The organism is Aeromonas sp. R5-4, assembly GCF_040908215.1.
GTDB classification, from domain to species: Bacteria; Pseudomonadota; Gammaproteobacteria; order Enterobacterales; family Aeromonadaceae; genus Aeromonas; species Aeromonas veronii.
This window is the reverse complement of the sequence record NZ_JBFODG010000030.1, coordinates 1-20,104: the sequence shown is the minus strand read 5'-3', so window position 1 is coordinate 20,104 and position 20,104 is coordinate 1. Positions and strand designations below refer to the sequence as shown.

Below are 20,104 nucleotides of genomic sequence, written 5' to 3'. Positions count from 1 at the left end.
GATGCAAAGAGGGCTCCCGCGGGAGCCCTCTTTATTTATCTGAACCTCATCCAACTCAGATGATTACGGTGGAGAGGCTGTGCTCTTCATCCGGCGCGACGGTCACCCCCGCCTCGCCGGCGATGGCCGCTTCGACACAGAGCATGGTGCGATAGCCATCGTCGCTCATGTCGGCCATGGCGGTAGCCCCTTCTAGCCAGGGGGTCCAGACCACCACGCTATCGTGGTTGCCGCTCACTACCCGGGTCTCGCGCTCACCATCCTGCACCCTCACCAGCGCCTCTGGCTGCCAGTAAACCCGATCCAGCGGCCCGCTCAGGGTCAATGCCCCCTGCTGCTTGGCATCCTGCTCGGTCAGCTTGTCGGCATAGAGCTCACCCAGACCGCTCACGCTCACCGCCTCCGGTGCGCTGATCTGCAAATAGGTGTGCAGCGCACCGCTGTAAGTCAGCGGCTGAGCACCTGTATTGCGAGTGGTCAGCACCAGCGAAAGCTCTTTGCCAACCAGCACGTCCAGTTCCAGCTCGAAGGCGTGATCCCACAGGGCGCGGGTTGCGTCGCTGTCGCGCAGGGAGAGATGAACAAGCGTGCCATCGGCGTGATCGGAAACCCCGTCCAGCATCCAGAGGCTGGTGCGGGCAAAACCGTGGGAGGGCTTGCCGCTACCAACGCGGGCAGGCGCCGGGCCAAACCAGGGCCAGCAGATCGGGATACCACCGCGAACAGGCTTGCTGCCATCCAGCACCGCCTTGTCACTCAGCCAGATGGAGGCCGGCTCGCCATGACGCTGATAGCTCAGCACATGGGCGCCAAACAGGCTGATTTCTGCCTTGGCATAGTCGTTGTTGATGGTGAGAACCGGCAGACCGGCCGCATTGTTGGCAAGCTTGCAATTGGCTGTCAGGGGACGAATGGATTGCATGTGGACTCCTGTCATCAGGGGAAACCGAAAAACAAAAAGGCGGCCAATGGCCGCCTTTTTCAAGCTACGCGATTGCGCATCCCAAATTACTTGGAGATGTGAGCGATCAGGTCCAGAACTTTGCTGGAGTAGCCCATTTCGTTGTCGTACCAGGATACAACTTTAACGAATTTGTCGTTCAGCTGGATACCAGCCTTGGCGTCGAATACGGAGGTCTGACGCTCACCCAGGAAGTCGGTAGATACAACTTCGTCTTCGGTGTAGCCCAGAACGCCTTTCATAGCGCCTTCGGAAGCAGCTTTCATCGCTTCGCAGATTTCTGCGTAGGTGGCAGCTTTCTTCAGGTTAACGGTCAGGTCAACAACAGACACGTCCGGAGTCGGAACACGGAAAGCCATACCGGTTAGCAGGCCTTTCAGTTCCGGGATAACTACGCCAACAGCTTTGGCAGCACCGGTAGAGGACGGGATGATGTTCTGAGCCGCACCGCGGCCACCGCGCCAGTCTTTGGCAGACGGACCATCAACGGTCTTCTGGGTAGCAGTGGTAGCGTGAACGGTGGTCATCAGGCCAGACTCGATACCGAAGGTATCGTTCAGAACCTTGGCGATCGGTGCCAGGCAGTTGGTGGTGCAGGAAGCGTTGGAAACGATGTCCTGGCCAGCGTAGGTAGAGTCGTTAACACCCATTACGAACATCGGGGTAGCGTCTTTGGACGGGCCAGTCAGAACAACTTTCTTGGCACCAGCAGCGATGTGCTTACGAGCAGTCTCGTCGGTCAGGAACAGACCGGTAGCTTCAGCAACAACGTCAACACCGATTTCGCCCCACTTCAGGTTGGCCGGGTCACGCTCAGCGGTAACACGTACGGTTTTGCCGTTTACAACCAGGTTGCCGTCTTTAACTTCAACGGTACCGTTGAAACGACCGTGAGTTGAATCGTACTTCAGCATGTAAGCCATGTAGTCAACATCGATCAGATCGTTGATACCAACAACTTCGATGTCTGCACGCTCGCAAGCCAGACGGAATACGAAACGACCGATACGGCCAAAACCGTTAATACCTACTTTGATAGTCATATTTAGTTACCTAACTGTTCAGTAGTCAAAGAAAATTCCGCTTGTAAATTTACTAGAACTCTCCGGTGAGTCAACCAACATTCTGTCTGAAATTGCGCTATATCATGAAAAACTGTGAAATTAATTTTCTGTTTATGTAACTGATTACCACGTTTTGACGAAAAAAGTGCCAGATCGTGGCATCGCGCAGATATCAACAATAGTGCCTACTCGGTCACACAACCATTCACAGAGATATGTAAAAATGTGCGCGGTTTAGCATGGCCAAAGAGCCACTGTTCAAGTACCACCCCATAAAAATCAAACAAAATAGTATAGATAGAATCCACAGCGGGAATTCTCAAACTATGACCACCCTGATTGAACAGCTGGCTGCCGCAAAAGGTATCGCCAGCGAGTACGTCGATGCCTGGGGCCACCCGGCCCAGGTATCCGAAGAGAGCAAGGCCGCCATGCTGGGCGCCATGGGCTACCGCGTCGATGACGAGGCCGCACTGGTGCAGCAGCTGGAAGAGGAGCATCGCCAGCACTGGCTGCGGGCGCTGGATCCTGTGATGGTGGTTCGCACCGGCGACGCCGTTACCCTTGAGGTTCGCCTCCCCATCGAATTCGTCAACGACGCCCTCACCTGGCAGCTTCATCAGGAGCAGGGTGCTGTGCTGTCCGGTCAATTCACCCCCATCGAGGGTGAGCTGGTCGGCGTGGCCGAATTTGAAGAGATGGAGTGCCAGGCCTATCGCGTCACGCTGGAGATGGCCCCGGAGCTGGGTTATCACCAGCTGGTGTTGCTGGAAGAGGGCAATGACGAACCGCTGGCCACCATGCGCCTCATCGTCGCCCCCAAGGCCTGCTACAAACAGGCGCCGATTGCCGATGGCCGCAAGGTATGGGGTCCGAGCGTGCAGCTCTACTGCCTGCGCAGCCGCCACAACTGGGGTATCGGTGATTTCAGCGATCTGGGCCAGCTGGTCGAGAAAGCGGCCGCCTGGGGTGCCCACTTCGTCGGCCTCAACCCTATCCACGCCCTCTATCCGGCCAATCCCGAGAGCGCCAGTCCCTACAGCCCCTCTTCCCGTCGCTGGCTCAACGTGGCCTATATCAATGTGGAAGCGGTGCCCGAATTCCAGCAGAGCGATCGCCTGAAGGCGGAAGTGGCAAGCCCTGCCTTTCAGCAACATCTGGCCGATCTGCGCGCCAAGGAGAACGTCGATTACACCGGCGTGATCCAGACCAAACTCGGCATGCTGCGTCAGGTGTTCGACGAAGCCAGCCTTGGCGCCGAGCGTCAGGCCGCCTTTGATGCCTTCGTGGCCGCCGGTGGCGACAGCCTGCAACAGCAGGCAGCATTTGATGCCCTGCAGGCCCACTTCTATGCCAAAGGCGAAAATGCCTGGGGCTGGCCGGTATGGCCGCAGGAGCTGCGCGATTACCACAACCCTGCCGTTGCCGCCTGGATGGCCGAGCACCCGCAAGATGTCAACTTCTACCTCTATCTGCAGTTCTTGGCCGACGAGCAGCTGGCGCAAGCCGATGCCCGTGCCAAGGCTGCCGGCATGGTGATGGGTATCTACCGGGATCTGGCGGTGGGCGTCTCCGAAGGCTCCACCGAGATCTGGGCCAACCAGGATCTCTACTGCCCGAAAGCCTCGGTCGGTGCGCCGCCCGATATCCTCGGCCCGCTCGGTCAGAACTGGGGCCTGCCCCCGATGAACCCGAACAAGCTGTTTGAAGCGGCCTACCAGCCGATGGTGGACTTGTTCCGTGCCAACATGCGCTCCTGCGGCGCACTGCGCATCGACCACGTGATGGCCTTGCTGCGCCTGTGGTGGGTACCGCCCGGAGCGTCCGCCGCCAAGGGCGCCTACATCTACTATCCGGTCAACGATCTGCTGGGCATTCTGGCCCTAGAATCCCACCGCAATCAGTGCCTGCTGATCGGCGAGGATCTGGGCACCGTGCCGGAGGGGATCGACGTGACCCTGAAAGAGAACGGCGTTCACTCCTACAAGGTGTTCTTCTTCGAGCGCTCCAAGGAAGATGGCGGCTTTATCTCCCCGGCGCACTACACCGAGCAGGCGATGTCGGCCCTGACCACCCACGACATGCCGACCCTCAAGGGCTTCTGGCACTGCGATGATCTGGCGCTCGGCCGTCAACTTGGTCTGTATCCGGATGAAGACGTATTGAAGACTCTGTATGCTGATCGTCACCAGGCCAAACAGCGGATCCTCGACAGCTTGCATGCCCACAAGGTCATCTCTGACAACATCAGTCATGACGTGAACTGGGTCGGCATGAACACCGAACTCAACCACGGTCTGCAGATCCACATGTCCCGCGGCAGCTGCGCCCTGTTCAGTACCCAGCTGGAAGATTGGCTGGAGATGGACAAGCCGGTCAACGTACCGGGCACCAGTTACGAATACCCCAACTGGCGCCGCAAGCTTTCCGCTGATCTGGAAGATATTTTTGCCAATGAGGCACTCAAGGCACTGGCTGGCAAGATGAGCCAAGCCCGTGATGAGGCCAGTCGTTGAGACGCTGTCTCCCACAGCGCTCTCACCTAAATCCACTCCGGCTTCGGCCGGAGTGGATGCTCTGTCATGAAAGGAAATCTCGATGCTCGTTGAACGTTTGGTTGCTGCCCGCTGTTCCGATCCCTTCTCTCACTTAGGCCTGCAGGCCAATCCGGATGGGCCCGGCCTCAAACTGACCGCCTGGTTGCCTGATGCCCTCGAAGTCCGCGTCAAGGATCTCAAGTCGGGCAAAGTCGTTGCCACCCTGGCGCCCACCGATGAATCGGGTCTTTTTGAAACTGTTTTCACCCGCCGCAAAAACTCCTTCCCCTATCAGCTGATCGCCAGCTACCAAGATGCCACCACCGAGGTCATCGACCCCTATCAGTTTCAGGATGCCGCCTGGGCAGGCCTGGCCGAACTGACCGCCCAGCCGGAAAACCTCTACCACACCCTTGGCGCCCAGCTGCGCACCGTGGAGCATCTTGGCCAGCAGGTGGAAGGGGTACGTTTTGCGGTCTATGCGCCGAGCGCCACCGCCGTGAGCCTCATCGGCGATTTCAACTTCTGGGATGGCCGCCGCCATCCGATGCAGCGCAGCCTCTGCGGTCACTGGGTGCTGTTTGTGCCGGGCCTCAAGGCCGGGGATCGCTACAAGTTTGAGCTCAAAGACCCCATGGGCAACCGGCTGCCCCACAAGAGCGATCCGGTCGGCTTTTACTGCGAGCAGTATCCGTCGTTCGCCTCCGTGGTCTATGACCACGCCCAGTACCAGTGGCAGGATGCCGAGTGGATTGCCAGCCAGCACAACGACAAACGCGAGCAGCCGCTCTCCATCTATGAGCTGCACGTCGGCTCCTGGAAACGCCACCCCAACGGCGACAGCCTGAGCTGGCGTGAACTGGCAGTGGAGCTGGTCGCCTACGTCAAGGAGATGGAGTACACCCACATCGAGCTGCTGCCTGTCTCCGAGCACCCCTTCAGCGGCTCCTGGGGCTACCAGCCGGTGGGCATGTTCTCCCCCACCAGCCGCTACGGCACCGCTGATGATTTCAAATACTTCGTCGATCAGTGCCACCAGGCCGGGATCGGCATCATTCTGGACTGGGTGCCCGCCCACTTCCCGTCCGATGCCCACGGACTGGCCCGTTTCGACGGCACCCCGCTCTACGAATATGAAGATCCGCGCCGTGGCTGGCACCCGGACTGGAACTCCTACATCTACGACTTCGGCCGCGACACAGTGCGCCAGTTCCTGGTGGCGAGCGCCCTGTTCTGGCTCGACAAGTTCCACATCGACGGCCTGCGGGTGGATGCGGTCGCCTCCATGCTCTATCTGGATTACTCCCGCAACGCCGGTGAATGGGTACCGAACGTCGATGGCGGCAACCACAACTACGAGGCGATCAGCCTGCTCAAGTGGACCAACGAGGAGGTCTACGGCAAGTATCCCCACGCCATGACCATAGCCGAAGAGTCCACCGCCTTTGCCGGTGTCTCCCGCCCCACCTTCCTCGGCGGCCTCGGATTTGGCTTCAAGTGGAATATGGGCTGGATGCACGACACTCTCACCTATATGCAGAAAGAACCGATCCATCGCCGCTACCACCACAACGACATGACCTTCTCCATGGTTTACCACTATGACGAGAACTTCATCCTGTCGCTCTCCCACGACGAGGTGGTGCACGGCAAGCACTCCATGCTCTACAAGATGCCGGGCGACGAGTGGCAGCAAGCCGCCAACCTGCGGGCCTACATGGGCTTCATGTACGCCCACCCGGGCAAGAAGCTCAATTTCATGGGCACCGAAATCGCCCAGAGCAACGAGTGGAACCACGACGCCCAACTGCCGTGGCATCTGCTGCAATATCCCAAGCATGCCGGTCAGCAGCGGCTGATCCACGATCTCAACCACCTCTACCGTCATGAGCCTGCCTTGTATCAGGCCGATTATGAGCAGACCGGCTTCCGCTGGCTGGATCACAACGATGCCGACAACAGCATCTTTGCCTGGCTGCGGGCGGACAAAGAGGGCAAGCAAACTATTGTGGTGGCTTGCAACTTCACCCCGGTGCCCCGTCTCGAATATCGGATCGGCGTCCCTGCGGCGGGCCACTATCGGGTGGTGCTCAACACCGACAGCGAGTATTACTGGGGTAGTAACTATGATGTAGGTCTGGTGTTCGCTGCCGAACCGACCCCCTGGCAGGGGATGGCACACAGCATAGTGCTGGATCTGCCGCCGCTGGCGACCTTGTTTATCAAACAGGAGTCTTGATGCTTGTAATGGAAAAAGGGGTGGGCCACCCGCTGGGGGCCCGCCTTGACGAGAACGGTTGCCACTTCTGCGTCTGGGCCCCCCAGTCGGATAAGGTGGAGATCTGCCTGTACGACGAGCAGGAGCAGGAGCTGATGCGGCTGGAGTTGCCCGGCCGCCGTGGCCAGTATCGCTTTGGCTACGTGCGCGGCGTAAAGGCCGGTCAGCGCTACGGCTATCGGGTCTATGGCACCCCGCAGGAGGGGATGCTGTTCGATCCGCAAAAACTGCTGATCGACCCCTACGCCAAGGCGCTCAGTCGTCCCACCTACTGGGATGAAGCCCTCTATCAGGGTGACAGCGCCGGGATGATTGCCAAGTCGGTGGTAGTGGATGACAGTTTTGACTGGCAAGGGGTTGGCAAACCCGGGATCAGCCCGGCCCGCACCATTATCTACGAGACCCACGTCAAGGGCTTTACCAAGCAGCACCCGGGGATCCCCAAAGCGCTGCAGGGCACCTACCTTGGCATCTGTCACCCGCTGGTTATCGAGCATATGAAGAGTCTCGGCATCACCTCGGTGCAGCTGATGCCGGTGGCCGCCTTCATGTCGGAACCGCGACTGGAGCAGCTGGGACTGACCAACTACTGGGGCTACAACCCCATCGCCTTCTTCGCCCCCGAGCCGCGCTACAGCACCAGGGCGGACGAGGCGGTGACCGAGTTCAAGACCATGGTACGCGAGCTGCACCGGGCCGGACTCGAGGTGATCCTGGATGTGGTCTACAACCACACTGCCGCCTCGGGCTTCGACGGCCCTACCCTCTCGTTCAAGGGCTTTGACAACGCCGGTTACTACGCCTTCGAAGCAGGCCCCCACGGCCCGGACTACACCCGTCACGCCAACGTGACTGGCTGCGGCAACAGCGTCAATCTGGATCATCCCAACACCCTGCGACTGGTGCTCGATGCTTTGCGCTACTGGGTCACCGAGATGCAGGTGGATGGCTTCCGTTTCGATCTGGCGGTGACGCTGGCGCGGGAAGCGGGGGAGTTCGAGCCCATGGGCGCCTTCTTCAAAGCCGTGATGGCCGACCCAGTGCTGTCACAGGTCAAGCTCATCGCCGAACCCTGGGATATCGGCCCCTTCGGCTACCGGCTGGGTCAGTTCCCGAGCCAGTGGCAGGAGATCAATGACCGCTATCGCGACACGGTGCGCGCCTTCTGGCGCGGTGATGCGGGCAAGATGGGGGACTTTGCCACCCGCTTGGTGGGGTCGCGGGATATCTTCCCGAAGAACTGGCGAGCGCCCCACACCAGCGTCAACTACCTCTGCTATCACGACGGTTTCACTCTGGAGGATCTGGTCTCCTACAACCAGCGCCACAATCAGGCCAATGGTGAGGACAATCGCGATGGCCACGGCAACAACCTCTCCTATAACCACGGGGTAGAGGGACCAACCCTGGATCCGCGGGTCAACAGCCTGCGCCAGCAGCAGAAACGCAATCTGATTGCCACCCTGCTGCTCTCCCAAGGCACTCCCCACTTCCTCGCCGGGGACGAGATGGGCCGCAGCCAGCTTGGCAACAACAACGCCTACTGTCAGGACAACCAGATCAGCTGGGTCAACTGGCAGTGGCGACCGGAGGATGAACGGCTGTTCGCCTTCACCCAGCAGATGATGGCGCTGCGGGCGGAGTCGTGTGTCTTCTCCAACCTGCAACTGAGCGACGACAGCTGGAATGGCGCACCGTCCAGCTGCCATCAGGTCAACTGGTATCACCCGGACGGCCACCAGCTCACCGATCAGGATTGGCACGCCCCCATGGGGCAGGCGTTCGCCATGGATATCGGCATGATCAACTGTGTCGGCGAGCGCTGGTACGTGCTGTTCAACGCCAGCGACTACGATATCCAGTTCCGCCTGCCGCCGCCGGGGGAAGGGCTGGAGTGGATCCAGACCATCGACACCGCCACCAACGATGGCCTCCCCTTCCTGCCGGATGACATCAAACGGCAGGTGGCGGTCGGCCGGGCCCACTCCCTCAAACTGCTGGAACGGGTAGCGTTGGCCAGCACGGCGGAGGATGCCCAACCACCGCAGCAGGAAATTCTCCCTGCATCCGGTGAGGAGATGGTTGCCACCTCGATCACAGATACAGGCAAAGCATAAGAGGCATGCTGGAGTCAGCTTTACGGAGCCGTTATGCTGGGCTCCGGTATGGATGGCAAGGAGTCGGTATGAGCAGTAACAATCCGGAACAGTGGCGCAGCAAACTGACCCCCGAGCAGTTTCACGTCTGCTGGGAGAAGGGCACAGAGCGCCCCTACAGCGGCGCCCTGCTCCACAATCGCAAGAGCGGCGACTACCTCTGTGTCTGCTGCAAGAGCGTGCTGTTTCACTCAGGAGCCAAGTTTGATTCCGGCTGCGGCTGGCCCTCGTTCGACAAGGCCATCGAGGGGACGGTGGAGTACACCGAGGACAACAGCCACGGCATGAAGCGGGTGGAGATCACCTGCCGCCAGTGCGGCTCTCACCTTGGTCACGTCTTCCCCGATGGACCGACCGAGACTGGCCAGCGCTACTGCGTCAACAGCCTGAGTCTGGATTTCGATCCCGACGCTTAAGCGGCTTACCCATTGCAATAAAAACGGCGCCTCCGTTATGGAGGCGCCGTTTTTTTTATCGGGATTTCAACGCATTCACGCCAGCAGGATGGCGGCCATCACCAGCAGTGCAGCGATGGCCGGCACCGGCAACTTCACCACCCGCAGCAGATAAAAGCCTATGGCCGCCAGCGCCAGATCGGTCGGCGCCAGCACCGCGTTCTGCCACACCGGCTGATAGAGGGCCGCCAGCAACAAGCCCACTACGGCGGCGTTGATACCAGTGACGGCCCCCGCCAGACGGGGCCGGGCCAGCCACTGTTGCCAGCAGGGGCCCACCGCCCAGAGCAGCAGAAAGCCGGGCGCAAAGAGCGCCAGGGTCGCCAACAGGGCCCCGATCATCGGCATCTCGGGCTGCAGCTGGGCGCCAAGATAGGTGGCAAGGGTAAACATGGGGCCCGGCACCAACTGGGCCAGGCTGTAACCGGTCAGAAACTGCTGCTCGTTGAGAGTGTGGCCCACGCTCTCTTGCAGCAGCGGCAGCACCACATGGCCACCACCAAACACCAGACTACCGGCGCGATAGAAGTCAGCAACCAGTTGACCAAGTGGACTACCGAGCAGCGGCAGGCCGATAAAAAGGATGCCAAACAGCAGCAGGGTCAGCCAATGAGGCTGACTGCTGGCGGCAGAAGGCAGCTCGGCGGAGGCTGGCACACTACCCGCCCCGCGTTGGCTGCGGGCGCAGATCAGCGCCGCTCCAGCCAGCATCAACAGTTGAGTCATCAGACCGGGCTGCCACCAGAGTGCTGCAGCGGTCACCACCATAATCCCTTGGGTCATTCCCGTGGCACAGAACTGACGACTCATGGTGAGCACCGCATCGGCCACCACGATAAGCGCCAGCAGTTTAAGGCCATGCAAGGCAGCATCGAGCCACAGATTGCTGCCCAGCTGACCGATACCGATCGCAGCCGCCAGTAGCAGAAGAAATGAGGGCAGCGTGAAGCCAACAAAAGCAGATAGCGCCCCGCCCAGACCGGCGCGATGACGACCGATGGCGAAACCAAGCTGGCTGGAGGCGGGCCCCGGCAGCAGTTGGCACAGCGCCAGCAAGCGGGCAAATTCGGCCTGTGTCAGCCAGCCGAGCCGCTGGACGAAGGTACGCTGGAAATAGCCGATATGAGCGGCCGGACCACCAAAGCTGATGCATCCCAGCCATAAAAACTGAATAAATACCTGCCCCACGATCTTCCCCCTCATCCCTCTTCTCCCGATAGAGAGGAGATATTATGACAGCGCGATGATCGTTTTATGACAATCAGGCTGATTCGGCCGACACCATGGGCACATCACCCGGCAGATAGCAGCGTCCCGCCAGCCAGCAAGCGATGGATTGGCGGCTGGCGTCGAAATGGGGCTCGGGCAACTCGCGCGGATCGCACCAGACCCAGCCTTCGCACTTCTCCGGCTCCAGCAGTTGCGGTTCGCCATCGGCCCGGGCGTACAGTGTCACCGAGATATAGTGCAACCCGCTCTCGCGCCAGGTCTCCAGATTGTTGGTCACCGCCACCACCTCGGGCCCCTGGATCTCAAGTCCGGTCTCCTCGGCAACCTCGCGGATCGCCGCCGACTCGAAGCTCTCCCCCAACTCCAGATGACCACCCGGGATCGACCAGTAGGGGGCATGGCTCCCTTTGCGCTTGCCAAGCAGCACCTGGCCTTGGGCGTTGGTCAGAATGACGCCGACCCCGACGCGGGGATAGAGAGTGGACATGAAAACGCTCCTTCAATCAGGCAGTAAAACGGCCCCACCTTAGGCCCAAGGAGGGCACAGGGCAAGCCCCAGCTGCACGGCACCTGCGCCTGTCGGTGGCCCCTCCCCTTGCCCCTTAACCGGTTATCACTGATGCTGGGGAGTGAAGCCCGGATGGAGAGGTCATCCCCATCCTCTCAGTCCCCCATCACCCCGAGGAGTCCGCCATGAAAAAATTGCTCCCCCTGTGCGCCCTGCTGCTCACGGCTTGCCAAACCACGCCGTCCCCCAACTCGCTCGCCATCGATGATGCCGACGCCTGGCAGGCCATTTGCAAAGATGGCACCCGGGTTCGCGCCGTGGTCGCAGAGGGGATCTGTGGGGATCATCGCGGGGTAGCCATGTGGACGAATAAGCCAAGAGCTGAACGGATGGCAGAAGAAGCCGCCAAATAGTGTGATCCAGGCACCATAAAATGACGTTGCCGGCCAATTGGCCGGATTTTTTCGCGATCTCGCCAGCACTTTGCCACCTTGTTCATGGTGCGCTCAGTTTTCTGTTCCCATACTGGCCCTACAGTTCCAAAAGAGGAGAGACAAGATGCAAACATCCATCGTTGGGCTCTCCATTCTGTGGGGGCTAGCCAGTTTTGGTGTTCAGGGGGATTTCATCGAGAGCCGTGATTCCGTTGCGCCATCCTGGCAAGCCGAGTCCAGAGTGGAGATGGAAGGTTATCTGATTGAATCGCTTGGCGAAGATCGCTGGGTGTTCGATAACGGCAGCGAGAGCCTGCTGGTCTCCCTGCCCGAGGGGCAGTGGGTGCCGACCGGCGAGCGGCTGCGAGTCAGCGGTGAACCGCAGCAGGAGCAGAGCGGCTGGCTGCTGCAGGTGGAAGACATCAGCCAGGTCAGCGTCTGACCACGGCAGTCGCCATTCCCCGTCACCGCGACAGCTAATCCAGACCCGATAACCACTACCGAATAACCAAGAGCGAATAGCAAAAGAGGAGGCCACTGGCCTCCTCTTTCTGTTTATATAAGCGGCTTGCGCGGGCTCACCCCAGATGGTTGAGCGGCAGCGCCGTCTTGTGCTTGATGCGGCGCAACACGAAGCTGGAGCGCACCCCGGTTACCCCCGGAATATGGGTCAGCTTGTCCAGCAGGAAGTGCTGATAGTGCTCCATGTCGCGCACCACCACCTTGAGCTGGTAGTCGGCATCATTGCCGGTGATGAGATCACACTCCAGCACTTCGGGCAGTTCGCTGATGGCACGATCGAAGTTTTCGAACCGCTCGGGCGTGTGTCTGTCCATGGAAATGTGAATGTAGGCGGTGAGGGTGAGGCCAAGCTGGCGGGCGTTGAGCAGAGTAACGTGGGTGTCGATGAGACCGGCATCCTCCAGCGCCTTGACCCGGCGGGAGCAGGGGGACGGCGAGAGCCCTACCAACTCGGCCAGTTCCAGATTGCTGATGCGGCCATTCTCCTGCATCAGCTCGAGAATATGTCTGTCTATGCGATCAAGTTTCAGCATTTACCCTTCCTCGTTGCAATGACTAATCTACTTTTTCTAGATTAAGGGTGAACTATTGCAAAAACAACCGAAATAAGTGGTTACTTTGCAACCACTCACCGGCACGGGAGGGATACTATGGTTACATCTTCCGGTGGCAAAGCAGATACCTGACCGGGTCTCTGCGGTGAAGGACCTTACCGGGTCAAGAGCCCCATCAGCCGTCTTACCTTATCGGGAAATGACGGGCTGGAACGAGAGAACCCCCTCCCCGAAGGCAACAAAGCAGGCATCCCGGCGCCTGCTTTGTTGTTTTTAGTGCTAGCTGGTTATCCCATAACCCCGCTCCCGATCACAACCTTGCCGCTCGACGGCACGGAACCCTTGCATGGCATTGATGGTTTTGGGAGTTTATTGCTCATCCCATGACGGTGGAGTGATATGGATGGCTGCAGCCACCACCCACCGTTCGCATCTCCGGAGGAGCTATGAGTGAGTACAAGGCCATCGCGCTCGATATGGATGGCACCCTGCTGACCCGGGATCACAGGATCTCGTCGGCCACCCGGGCGGCACTGGCGCAGGCCCGCGCCCAGGGCATCAAGGTGCTGCTAGTCACGGGACGCCACTACATGACGGCGCGCCCCTTCCACCACGAGCTGGCGCTCGATACCCCTCTCATCTGCAGCAACGGCGCCTATCTCTATGATCCGGTGCAGGACCGGATCCTCAGCGGCGACCCGCTGGCGGTTGCCCCGCTCGCCGAGCTGCTGGACGCGGTCAAGGCGCAGCAGATGGGGGCCCTGTTTCACCTGAGCGAGGGGATCGGCTACATCGGCTGCGAGGAGCATGTCACCCGCATCCGCAGCTGGTCGGCCAATCAGCCCGCACACCTAAAGATTACGATCCACCCGGTCGAGGAGCTGGCAGGCTGGCTCGACAACCCGGTCTGGAAACTGGAGCTGTTCAATCAGGATCCGGCGCGCCTGCACGCCTTTATGGGCGAGGTGGTCGAGCAGATGCCCTTTACCCGTGACTGGGCGGCCCCCTATGCGGTGGAGCTGGTGCAGCCGGGTTGCAGCAAGGGAAACCGGCTGGCCCAGTGGGCGGCCAGTGAAGGGATTGCGATGGAGCAGGTGGTGGCGTTTGGTGACAACAACAACGACATCAGCATGTTCGAACAGGTGGGGCTGGCGGTCGCCATGGGCAATGCGGCCCCGCAGATCCAGAGTCATGCCGACCAGGTCACCGCCGACCACAACGAAGATGGCATCGCACTGGCGTTGCAGCGCTGGGTACTGCCCTGATCTGACAAGATGCAACATGGCCAGCACGCTGGCTGGCCATGACGAGAGGGATTAACCGCCGAAGGAGAACTGGATCACCCGATCCGGGTAACGCAGACGGTTGTATTCGTAGCGCAGGGATTCGTAGTGACGAATGGCGCGGTTGCGCTTGGACCGATAATAGTCGCGCTGTTCCGTGTTGGTTTCGTTGCGGATGCTGCGCTCCAGCGCATCGATATCCCGCTCGGTACGCTCCAGCTCGTCGCTGATCTCCCGCAAGCGGGCGGCCAGTTTGTACTCTTCATAGCCGCGCTGATACTGCTTGAGGAAGCTGGCATCGTTGGGGCACACCCCGCGGTACTCCTGCCCCTCCTTGCCCTTGCTGTAGGCCAGCTCGGGAATGCAGTAAAGCTCCAGCCCCTTGTCGTAGCCCCGTTTCCACTCGGCCTCATCCACTCTGAGACCATACTCGCTGCAAGACGAAACGTAGTCGCGGGTCGCCTGACGGGTTTTACCCTCCGAACCATCCTGATAACCCAGGTTGTACCAGCTCATGGTACGGCACTCGTCTTCTGACAGGGAGCTGCATCCCGCCAGCAATACCGGCAGGGTCAGCAACAGGATTTTGGGGGACATGAACAGACTCCGGAAAAGACAGTGACCGGCATTCTAGAGAGGATAAAAGGCCATAACAAGGGATGTGCGTCCGCGCGGATTGAGGCTGTTTTTTTGATGTGTTTGTCACTATTTGAGGCTGTGCCAGGCGGGGCGGCCAACCCGCTTTCCTTGTTATCAGGCGCAAGGTAAACTGCGCCATCTTTTAACTGGCGCGCAACAAAAACAATGAAAGTCCTGACCGTCGATTACCGCTCACCCGATGCGGCCCAACGCTTCACCGAATCCCTGCGAACCACCGGCTTTGGCGTGCTGACCAACCACCCCATCCCGAAAGAGCTGGTGCAGTCCATCTATGACAACTGGTACCGCTTCTTCATGAGCGAGCAGAAGCAGGATTTCCTGTTCAACCGCGAGACTCAGGATGGCTACTTCCCGCCGTCGGTGTCGGAGGTGGCCAAGGGCCATAGCCAGAAAGACATCAAGGAGTACTTCCACCTCTACCCCTGGGGCCAGATGCCGGACGAGCTGAAAGAGCAGGCGATGGAGTACTACCGCCTCGCCAACGGTCTGGCCGCCGAGTTGCTGGGCTGGGTCGAGCAGTACACCCCGGCCGATATCGCCGCTCACTACAGCTGCCCCCTCTCCTCGATGATCGACGAGAGCCAGAAGACCCTGCTGCGGGTGCTGCACTACCCGCCGTTCGATGGCACAGAGGAGCCGGGAGCCATCCGCGCCGCCGCCCACGAAGATATCAACCTGCTCACCATTCTACCTGCGGCCAACGAGCCGGGGCTGCAGGTGAAGGGTTCCGATGGCAAGTGGATGGATGTGCCGTGCGACTTTGGCACCCTCATCATCAATATCGGCGACATGCTGCAGGAGGCCTCTCGCGGCTACTACCCCTCCACCACCCACCGCGTCATCAACCCGACCGGGGGCAGTGCCAGCAAATCGCGCATTTCCCTGCCGCTGTTCCTCCATCCGCGCCCGGATGTGGTGCTCTCCGAGCGCCATACCGCCCACAGCTACCTGATGGAGCGGCTGCGGGAGCTGGGAGTGATCTAGTCAGCAGACGAGCAGTTGTCAGAGGCCAAACCGGAGCAATCTCGCTCCGGTTTTTATTTGGTGGCAGGATTGGGCAAAAAACAGAATTAAATTAGTCAATCATGCCAATAAATCGCATTTATGCCTGATAACCGTCGTAGTGATTGCGCAGCGACCTCCGTAACATGAGCGCCATTCTGCCCCCGACAAGGGGCGCTCGATTGGAGTTCTTATGAAGCAGTCCCAATGGTCATCCCGACTCGGCTACATCCTCGCCGCTGCGGGTTCCGCAGTCGGTATCGGCGCAATCTGGAAATTCCCCTACGTCACCGCCGTCAACGGCGGCGGCGCCTTCCTGCTGGTCTTTCTGCTGTTCAGCTTCACGCTGGGGGTGGCGGTACTGATGGGGGAGACTCTGCTCGGCAGCATGAGCCGCCGCGGGGTAGTGGGTGCCTTCTCCGATCTGCTCGGCAAACAGTGGCGCTGGGTTGGGGTAATGGGGGTGATCTCTACCCTGCTCATCTACTGCTTCTACAGCGTGGTGGGCGGCTGGACCCTGGGTTATACCGGCATGGCCATCTCAGGCCAGCTCAACCATGGCGATGCGGCGGCCCTCACCGCCCGCTTCAATGACTATGTCAGCGGCGACGTCTGGCCAATCCTAACTCACCTGCTGTTTGCCGCCCTCACCTGGATGGTGGTACAAGGCGGGATCCAGAAAGGAGTGGAACGTACCCTGCGCTGGATGATGCCCGCCCTGTTCCTGATGATCCTGATGCTGGTCGCCTTTGGCCTCACCCTGCCCAATGCGATGGCGGGAGTACGTCACTTCCTGATGCCCGACTTCAGCAAGCTGGGGATGTCCGGCGTGCTCGATGCCATGGGGCTGGCCTTCTTCTCCCTCTCCATCGGTCTGGGCATCCACACCACCTACGGCGCCTATCTGCCGACCAGCGAAGGGGTTGGTCGCTCAAGCCTCTGGGTGGTGCTGCTGGCCAGCATGGTGGCAGTGCTGGCGGGGCTGATGATCTTCCCGGTGCTGGCCTCGACCGGTATCGACCCGGCCTCCGGCCCCGGTCTCACCTTTATGACCATGCCGGCGGTGTTTCAGCTGCTGCCCTTCGGTCAGGTGCTTGAGGTGATCTTCTTCGCCCTGCTGGTCTTTGCCGCGCTCTCCTCGGCCATCTCCCTGCTGGAGCATTTGCAGTGCTTCCTGTGCGAGACCTGGGGTTGGTCACGCCGCACGGCCTGCAGCGCCATCACTGGATTAGTCATGGTTAGCGGTGTTCCGGTCAGCCTGTCGTTTGGCCCGCTGCAACACGCCACTCTGTTTGGCAAAACCATCTTCGAGCTGCTGGACTTTGTCACCTCCAACCTGATGATGCCGCTGTTCGGCCTGATGCTGACGCTGCTGCTGGGCTGGAAGCTGGGACGCAAGGCGCTGCCGCAGGGGATTGCCAGCCACTGGCATCACCTGCTGATGAACTGCTGGCGCTGGATTGCCCCCTTGCTGATCGGCGGGATCTTGATTCGCGGTCTGGTGTGACGGTTACTCTTCGCGGGTGGGCTCATCGGCCCGCCCCTGTGCGGCTCTCACGGCCTCCAGGGCATGCTGCCAGCGGGTGATCTCGGCATCATCCGTTCCCTTGGAGAAGACGATATAGAGACCGGCCTGATGGAGCAGCACTCCACTGCTGACGATGCTGCGCCGGGATAACCCCATCTTGTCGAGGGTGGCCTCCATCACCAGCTCCGCCATCGGCAAGGCATCGATCTTGCCCAGCATCAGCCGCTCTATCGCCTCCCCGACTGTCTTGTAGCGCACCAGATTGGTGTAGCCCTCATGGGTCAGCCGCACGTCATCGGCATTACCCAGCACGACCCCCACTCTGGGCAGATCCCGCAGCTGTGCCAGCGAGGTCAGCGGGTGGCGACTATCCGGCGCCTGATAGATAAAGACCCGATTGATAAAGAGCGGGCCAACCCATTTGAAATGGGACTCCCGCTCCGGGAGCCGCTGTACCACGAACAGTCCATAGCCGGGCTCGACCCGTGCCAGCGCCAGCGCCCGCTTGAGCGGGTAAATCCGCACCGGATAGCGGGTGCCAAGCTCCTCCTGCACCTCATCGATCAGGCGAATGGCAAATCCGTCGAGCTTGCCGTCGCGGTATTCGGTAAAGGGGGGTAAGTCGTGACTCAGCAGGGTTAATCCGGGCTGCGCCGACACACTCAGGCTGATCAGTAACCAGGGCAGCACCATCCATCTCATACGACATCCTGTCTCATCGTTGTTCCCGTCAGCGCCATGTAGCGGTCACTAGTTCCAGAAGAAGCTACGTCGATTATCGCCCAGTAAATAGCCACAAGGTAGAAAAGATACGGCCCGGCGAGGTTTTCCCCCATTGAGTTGTACGTATAGCCAGAGTGGTGACAGCGGCACACATAAAAATTTTTTGATTTTATGTGTCAATTATTCTTTCCATGGTTTAGGCTGTTCCCTCATTCATTAGTCAGGTTGCCACCTCATGTCTGCCATCCTCGTGCTGTTTGGTCGATTTTTTAGCTCGCAAGAGAGGTGACCTTGCACGCACAGTTTTTCTGAATGTTCATTGCAAAGGTCGCCTCAGGCGGCCTTTTTTATGGTCTGTCGTTTATTGCTACAGAGGAGTATTGCTTCGATGTCGTGTTACCCGGAGGTTGTATGAGCCAGGTTCAGTGGTCTTCCCGTCTCGGTCATGTGCTGGCCGCAGCAGGCACAGCGATTGGCCTTGGTGCCATCTGGAAGTTTCCCTATGTGACCGCCACCAATGGCGGTGGCGCCTTCCTGCTGGTTTTTCTGCTGTTCAGCTTTACCCTGGGGGTAGCGGTACAGGTCGGCGAAACTCTGCTCGGCAGCCATAGTCAGCGCGGGGTGCTCGGCGCTTTTCGCAAACTGGTGGGGCCGAACTGGCGCTGGATGGGGTATATGGGGATCGCCTGCGGCTTCTTTATCTACAGCTTCTACAGCGTGGTCGGTGGCTGGACCGTGGGTTACGCCGCGCTGGCGATGGCTGGCAAACTCAACCTGAACGAAGGAAGCGCCCTCACCGCCCTGTTCAACGGCTATGTCAGCAACCCCTGGTGGCCGGTGCTGACCCATCTGATTTTCGCAGGCCTGACCTGGTGGTTCGTGCAGGGGGGGATTCAGAAAGGGGTTGAGCGGGCACTGCGCTGGATGATGCCCGCGCTCTTTATCATGATGTTGCTGCTGGTGGGGGTCGGTCTCTCCATGCCGGGCTCCATGGCGGGTGTGCGCCAGCTGCTGCTGCCGGACTTCTCCATGCTGACCGGCCAGAGCGTGCTGGACGCGCTGGGGCTGGCCTTCTTCTCCCTCTCCATCGGGCTGGGTGTACACACTACCTATGGTGCCTACCTGCCCAATAGCGAAGGGGTGCTGCGATCCGGGGTCTGGGTCGTCACACTGGCAAGCCTTATCTCGGTGCTGGCGGGCTTGATGATCTTTCCGGCGCTGGCCTCCACCGGTATCGACCCCACCGCAGGCCCAGGACTCACCTTTATGACCATGCCAGCCGTGTTCAGCCATCTGCCGTTCGGTCAAGGACTGGGGGTGGTCTTCTTCCTGTTGCTGCTGGTCGCCGCCCTCTCCTCCTCTATCTCCATGCTTGAGCATCTGGTGCGCTTCACCACCGAGGAGTGGGGCTGGTCGCGCCGTGGTGCCTGCCGGGTACTGACCCTGCTTATCATGGCATCCGGCATTCCAGTGAGTCTGTCGTTCGGCCCATGGAGCGATCTGACCCTGTTTGGCAAGACCATCTTCGAGCTGCTCGACTATCTCACCTCCAACCTGATGATGCCGCTGTTTGGTCTGGTACTGACCCTGCTGCTTGGCTGGCGCCTGGGTGATGCCATTCTCCCTGTAGGCCTGTCACCCGCCCTGCGTCTGGCGCTGCTCTGGTGCTGGCGCGTGGTGGCGCCGCTGCTGATCAGCGGGATCCTGATCCGCGGGATCATGTAACACCTTGTGCATCTTTGCGGGCAGGCCTTGGCCTGCCCTTTTTATTGCTGGCGTTTGCTTTATTACAGGCGTTCATATGAGCAGCATCACGATGGACAGGAGTGCAGTCGGGCAATCTCGGCAGAGCAGAGTAGAGGATGTGCGAAATGACAGAGTGCAGACTGGCACAATAAGAGGTGGTGCTTTGCTCGCCACAACGACAACAGAAGAAGCTGGAGTACTGAATTTCAGGCAAAAAAAATCCCCATCTGAATGGGGACTTTCTCTGCAACCGCAGCTGATATCTCAGCTTCGCTTGCGAATATGGTGGTCGTTACTGGGATCGAACCAGTGACCCCCTCCTTGTAAGGGAGGTGCTCTCCCAGCTGAGCTAAACGACCTGGGATTCTTGAAATGATGGTGGGTCGTGCTGGATTCGAACCAGCGACCAATTGATTAAAAGTCAACTGCTCTACCGACTGAGCTAACGACCCATCTAAATCAT

17 protein-coding genes and 2 tRNA genes are annotated in these 20,104 nt (G+C 59.8%); 10 read left to right on the top strand and 9 right to left on the bottom strand.

The window, feature by feature from the left end; genetic code table 11:
• Positions 1-55: 55 nt before the first annotated feature.
• A complete protein-coding gene (locus AB5Y83_RS15470; RefSeq protein ID WP_368175463.1) occupies positions 56-922 on the bottom strand; it encodes a D-hexose-6-phosphate mutarotase in 867 nt (288 codons plus the stop codon).
• An 86-nt stretch (positions 923-1,008) separates the two neighbouring features.
• Complete coding sequence (gene gap, locus AB5Y83_RS15465) at positions 1,009-2,004, bottom strand: type I glyceraldehyde-3-phosphate dehydrogenase (protein ID WP_005335708.1); 996 nt, start codon at positions 2,002-2,004, stop codon at positions 1,009-1,011.
• A gap of 347 nt (positions 2,005-2,351) precedes the next feature.
• Here gap and malQ point away from each other — a divergent pair, with 347 nt between their 5' ends.
• The 4 genes from malQ to msrB all read left to right on the top strand — a co-directional run bounded on the left by malQ (position 2,352) and on the right by msrB (position 9,412).
• Entirely contained in the window at positions 2,352-4,541 is a 2,190-nt protein-coding gene (gene malQ, locus AB5Y83_RS15460; RefSeq protein ID WP_252412449.1) for a 4-alpha-glucanotransferase, read from the top strand.
• An 82-nt stretch (positions 4,542-4,623) separates the two neighbouring features.
• Positions 4,624-6,801 (top strand): 1,4-alpha-glucan branching protein GlgB, encoded by a 2,178-nt coding sequence (glgB, locus tag AB5Y83_RS15455; RefSeq protein WP_058059677.1) that lies wholly within the window; start codon positions 4,624-4,626, stop codon positions 6,799-6,801.
• Positions 6,801-8,957, top strand: a complete 2,157-nt coding sequence (gene glgX, locus AB5Y83_RS15450) for a glycogen debranching protein GlgX (RefSeq protein ID WP_368175462.1) — start codon at positions 6,801-6,803, stop codon at positions 8,955-8,957. The genes glgB and glgX overlap by 1 nt, the downstream gene beginning before the upstream one ends.
• Positions 8,958-9,025: 68 nt before the next feature.
• Positions 9,026-9,412 carry a peptide-methionine (R)-S-oxide reductase MsrB gene (gene msrB, locus AB5Y83_RS15445; RefSeq protein ID WP_005354730.1) on the top strand — a complete coding sequence of 129 codons (387 nt, stop codon included), beginning with the start codon at positions 9,026-9,028 and terminating at the stop codon, positions 9,410-9,412.
• A 75-nt stretch (positions 9,413-9,487) separates the two neighbouring features.
• Here the strand turns inward: msrB and chrA are convergent, their stop codons facing one another.
• Together chrA and AB5Y83_RS15435 are read right to left on the bottom strand one after the other, a co-directional pair.
• A complete protein-coding gene (gene chrA / locus AB5Y83_RS15440; protein WP_128815817.1) occupies positions 9,488-10,639 on the bottom strand; it encodes a chromate efflux transporter in 1,152 nt (383 codons plus the stop codon).
• A 73-nt stretch (positions 10,640-10,712) separates the two neighbouring features.
• Positions 10,713-11,168, bottom strand: coding sequence for an NUDIX hydrolase (locus AB5Y83_RS15435; RefSeq protein ID WP_058056594.1), 456 nt, complete (start codon positions 11,166-11,168; stop codon positions 10,713-10,715).
• A 206-nt stretch (positions 11,169-11,374) separates the two neighbouring features.
• On the opposite strand from AB5Y83_RS15435, the gene AB5Y83_RS15430 reads away from it, so the two are divergent.
• Complete coding sequence (locus tag AB5Y83_RS15430; RefSeq protein ID WP_040068243.1) at positions 11,375-11,602, top strand: hypothetical protein; 228 nt, start codon at positions 11,375-11,377, stop codon at positions 11,600-11,602.
• Between the two features lie 145 nt (positions 11,603-11,747).
• Complete coding sequence (locus AB5Y83_RS15425) at positions 11,748-12,065, top strand: hypothetical protein (protein ID WP_201958292.1); 318 nt, start codon at positions 11,748-11,750, stop codon at positions 12,063-12,065.
• 136 nt (positions 12,066-12,201) lie between these two features.
• Here the strand turns inward: AB5Y83_RS15425 and AB5Y83_RS15420 are convergent, their stop codons facing one another.
• Entirely contained in the window at positions 12,202-12,678 is a 477-nt protein-coding gene (locus AB5Y83_RS15420; RefSeq protein WP_005304871.1) for an Lrp/AsnC family transcriptional regulator, read from the bottom strand.
• 467 nt (positions 12,679-13,145) lie between these two features.
• Here AB5Y83_RS15420 and AB5Y83_RS15415 point away from each other — a divergent pair, with 467 nt between their 5' ends.
• Positions 13,146-13,964 (top strand): Cof-type HAD-IIB family hydrolase, encoded by an 819-nt coding sequence (locus AB5Y83_RS15415; RefSeq protein WP_368175461.1) that lies wholly within the window; start codon positions 13,146-13,148, stop codon positions 13,962-13,964.
• A 51-nt stretch (positions 13,965-14,015) separates the two neighbouring features.
• Here AB5Y83_RS15415 and AB5Y83_RS15410 read toward each other — a convergent pair whose 3' ends face one another.
• Entirely contained in the window at positions 14,016-14,579 is a 564-nt protein-coding gene (locus AB5Y83_RS15410) for a DUF2799 domain-containing protein (protein WP_042062007.1), read from the bottom strand.
• A gap of 207 nt (positions 14,580-14,786) precedes the next feature.
• On the opposite strand from AB5Y83_RS15410, the gene AB5Y83_RS15405 reads away from it, so the two are divergent.
• Positions 14,787-15,626 (top strand): isopenicillin N synthase family dioxygenase, encoded by an 840-nt coding sequence (locus AB5Y83_RS15405; protein ID WP_368175460.1) that lies wholly within the window; start codon positions 14,787-14,789, stop codon positions 15,624-15,626.
• Between the two features lie 211 nt (positions 15,627-15,837).
• Complete coding sequence (locus AB5Y83_RS15400) at positions 15,838-17,151, top strand: sodium-dependent transporter (protein WP_124928530.1); 1,314 nt, start codon at positions 15,838-15,840, stop codon at positions 17,149-17,151.
• A gap of 3 nt (positions 17,152-17,154) precedes the next feature.
• Here the strand turns inward: AB5Y83_RS15400 and AB5Y83_RS15395 are convergent, their stop codons facing one another.
• Positions 17,155-17,874 carry an ABC transporter substrate-binding protein gene (locus AB5Y83_RS15395; protein WP_058059681.1) on the bottom strand — a complete coding sequence of 240 codons (720 nt, stop codon included), beginning with the start codon at positions 17,872-17,874 and terminating at the stop codon, positions 17,155-17,157.
• Positions 17,875-18,306: 432 nt separating this feature from the next.
• Between AB5Y83_RS15395 and AB5Y83_RS15390 the strand changes: the two genes are divergently transcribed.
• Positions 18,307-19,620, top strand: a complete 1,314-nt coding sequence (locus AB5Y83_RS15390; RefSeq protein ID WP_201938699.1) for a sodium-dependent transporter — start codon at positions 18,307-18,309, stop codon at positions 19,618-19,620.
• Positions 19,621-19,924: 304 nt separating this feature from the next.
• Here the strand turns inward: AB5Y83_RS15390 and AB5Y83_RS15385 are convergent.
• Positions 19,925-20,000 (bottom strand) — tRNA-Val (locus tag AB5Y83_RS15385).
• A gap of 17 nt (positions 20,001-20,017) precedes the next feature.
• Positions 20,018-20,093 (bottom strand) — tRNA-Lys (locus tag AB5Y83_RS15380).
• Positions 20,094-20,104 lie beyond the last annotated feature (11 nt).

Coding starts and splice junctions, on each gene's coding strand:
- AB5Y83_RS15470 (WP_368175463.1), bottom strand. CDS start 922: ATGCAATCCATTCGTCCCCTGACAGCCAATTGCAAGCTTGCCAACAAT.
- gap (WP_005335708.1), bottom strand. CDS start 2,004: ATGACTATCAAAGTAGGTATTAACGGTTTTGGCCGTATCGGTCGTTTC.
- malQ (WP_252412449.1), top strand. CDS start 2,352: ATGACCACCCTGATTGAACAGCTGGCTGCCGCAAAAGGTATCGCCAGC.
- glgB (WP_058059677.1), top strand. CDS start 4,624: ATGCTCGTTGAACGTTTGGTTGCTGCCCGCTGTTCCGATCCCTTCTCT.
- glgX (WP_368175462.1), top strand. CDS start 6,801: ATGCTTGTAATGGAAAAAGGGGTGGGCCACCCGCTGGGGGCCCGCCTT.
- msrB (WP_005354730.1), top strand. CDS start 9,026: ATGAGCAGTAACAATCCGGAACAGTGGCGCAGCAAACTGACCCCCGAG.
- AB5Y83_RS15435 (WP_058056594.1), bottom strand. CDS start 11,168: ATGTCCACTCTCTATCCCCGCGTCGGGGTCGGCGTCATTCTGACCAAC.
- AB5Y83_RS15430 (WP_040068243.1), top strand. CDS start 11,375: ATGAAAAAATTGCTCCCCCTGTGCGCCCTGCTGCTCACGGCTTGCCAA.
- AB5Y83_RS15425 (WP_201958292.1), top strand. CDS start 11,748: ATGCAAACATCCATCGTTGGGCTCTCCATTCTGTGGGGGCTAGCCAGT.
- AB5Y83_RS15420 (WP_005304871.1), bottom strand. CDS start 12,678: ATGCTGAAACTTGATCGCATAGACAGACATATTCTCGAGCTGATGCAG.
- AB5Y83_RS15415 (WP_368175461.1), top strand. CDS start 13,146: ATGAGTGAGTACAAGGCCATCGCGCTCGATATGGATGGCACCCTGCTG.
- AB5Y83_RS15410 (WP_042062007.1), bottom strand. CDS start 14,579: ATGTCCCCCAAAATCCTGTTGCTGACCCTGCCGGTATTGCTGGCGGGA.
- AB5Y83_RS15405 (WP_368175460.1), top strand. CDS start 14,787: ATGAAAGTCCTGACCGTCGATTACCGCTCACCCGATGCGGCCCAACGC.
- AB5Y83_RS15400 (WP_124928530.1), top strand. CDS start 15,838: ATGAAGCAGTCCCAATGGTCATCCCGACTCGGCTACATCCTCGCCGCT.
- AB5Y83_RS15395 (WP_058059681.1), bottom strand. CDS start 17,874: ATGAGATGGATGGTGCTGCCCTGGTTACTGATCAGCCTGAGTGTGTCG.
- AB5Y83_RS15390 (WP_201938699.1), top strand. CDS start 18,307: ATGAGCCAGGTTCAGTGGTCTTCCCGTCTCGGTCATGTGCTGGCCGCA.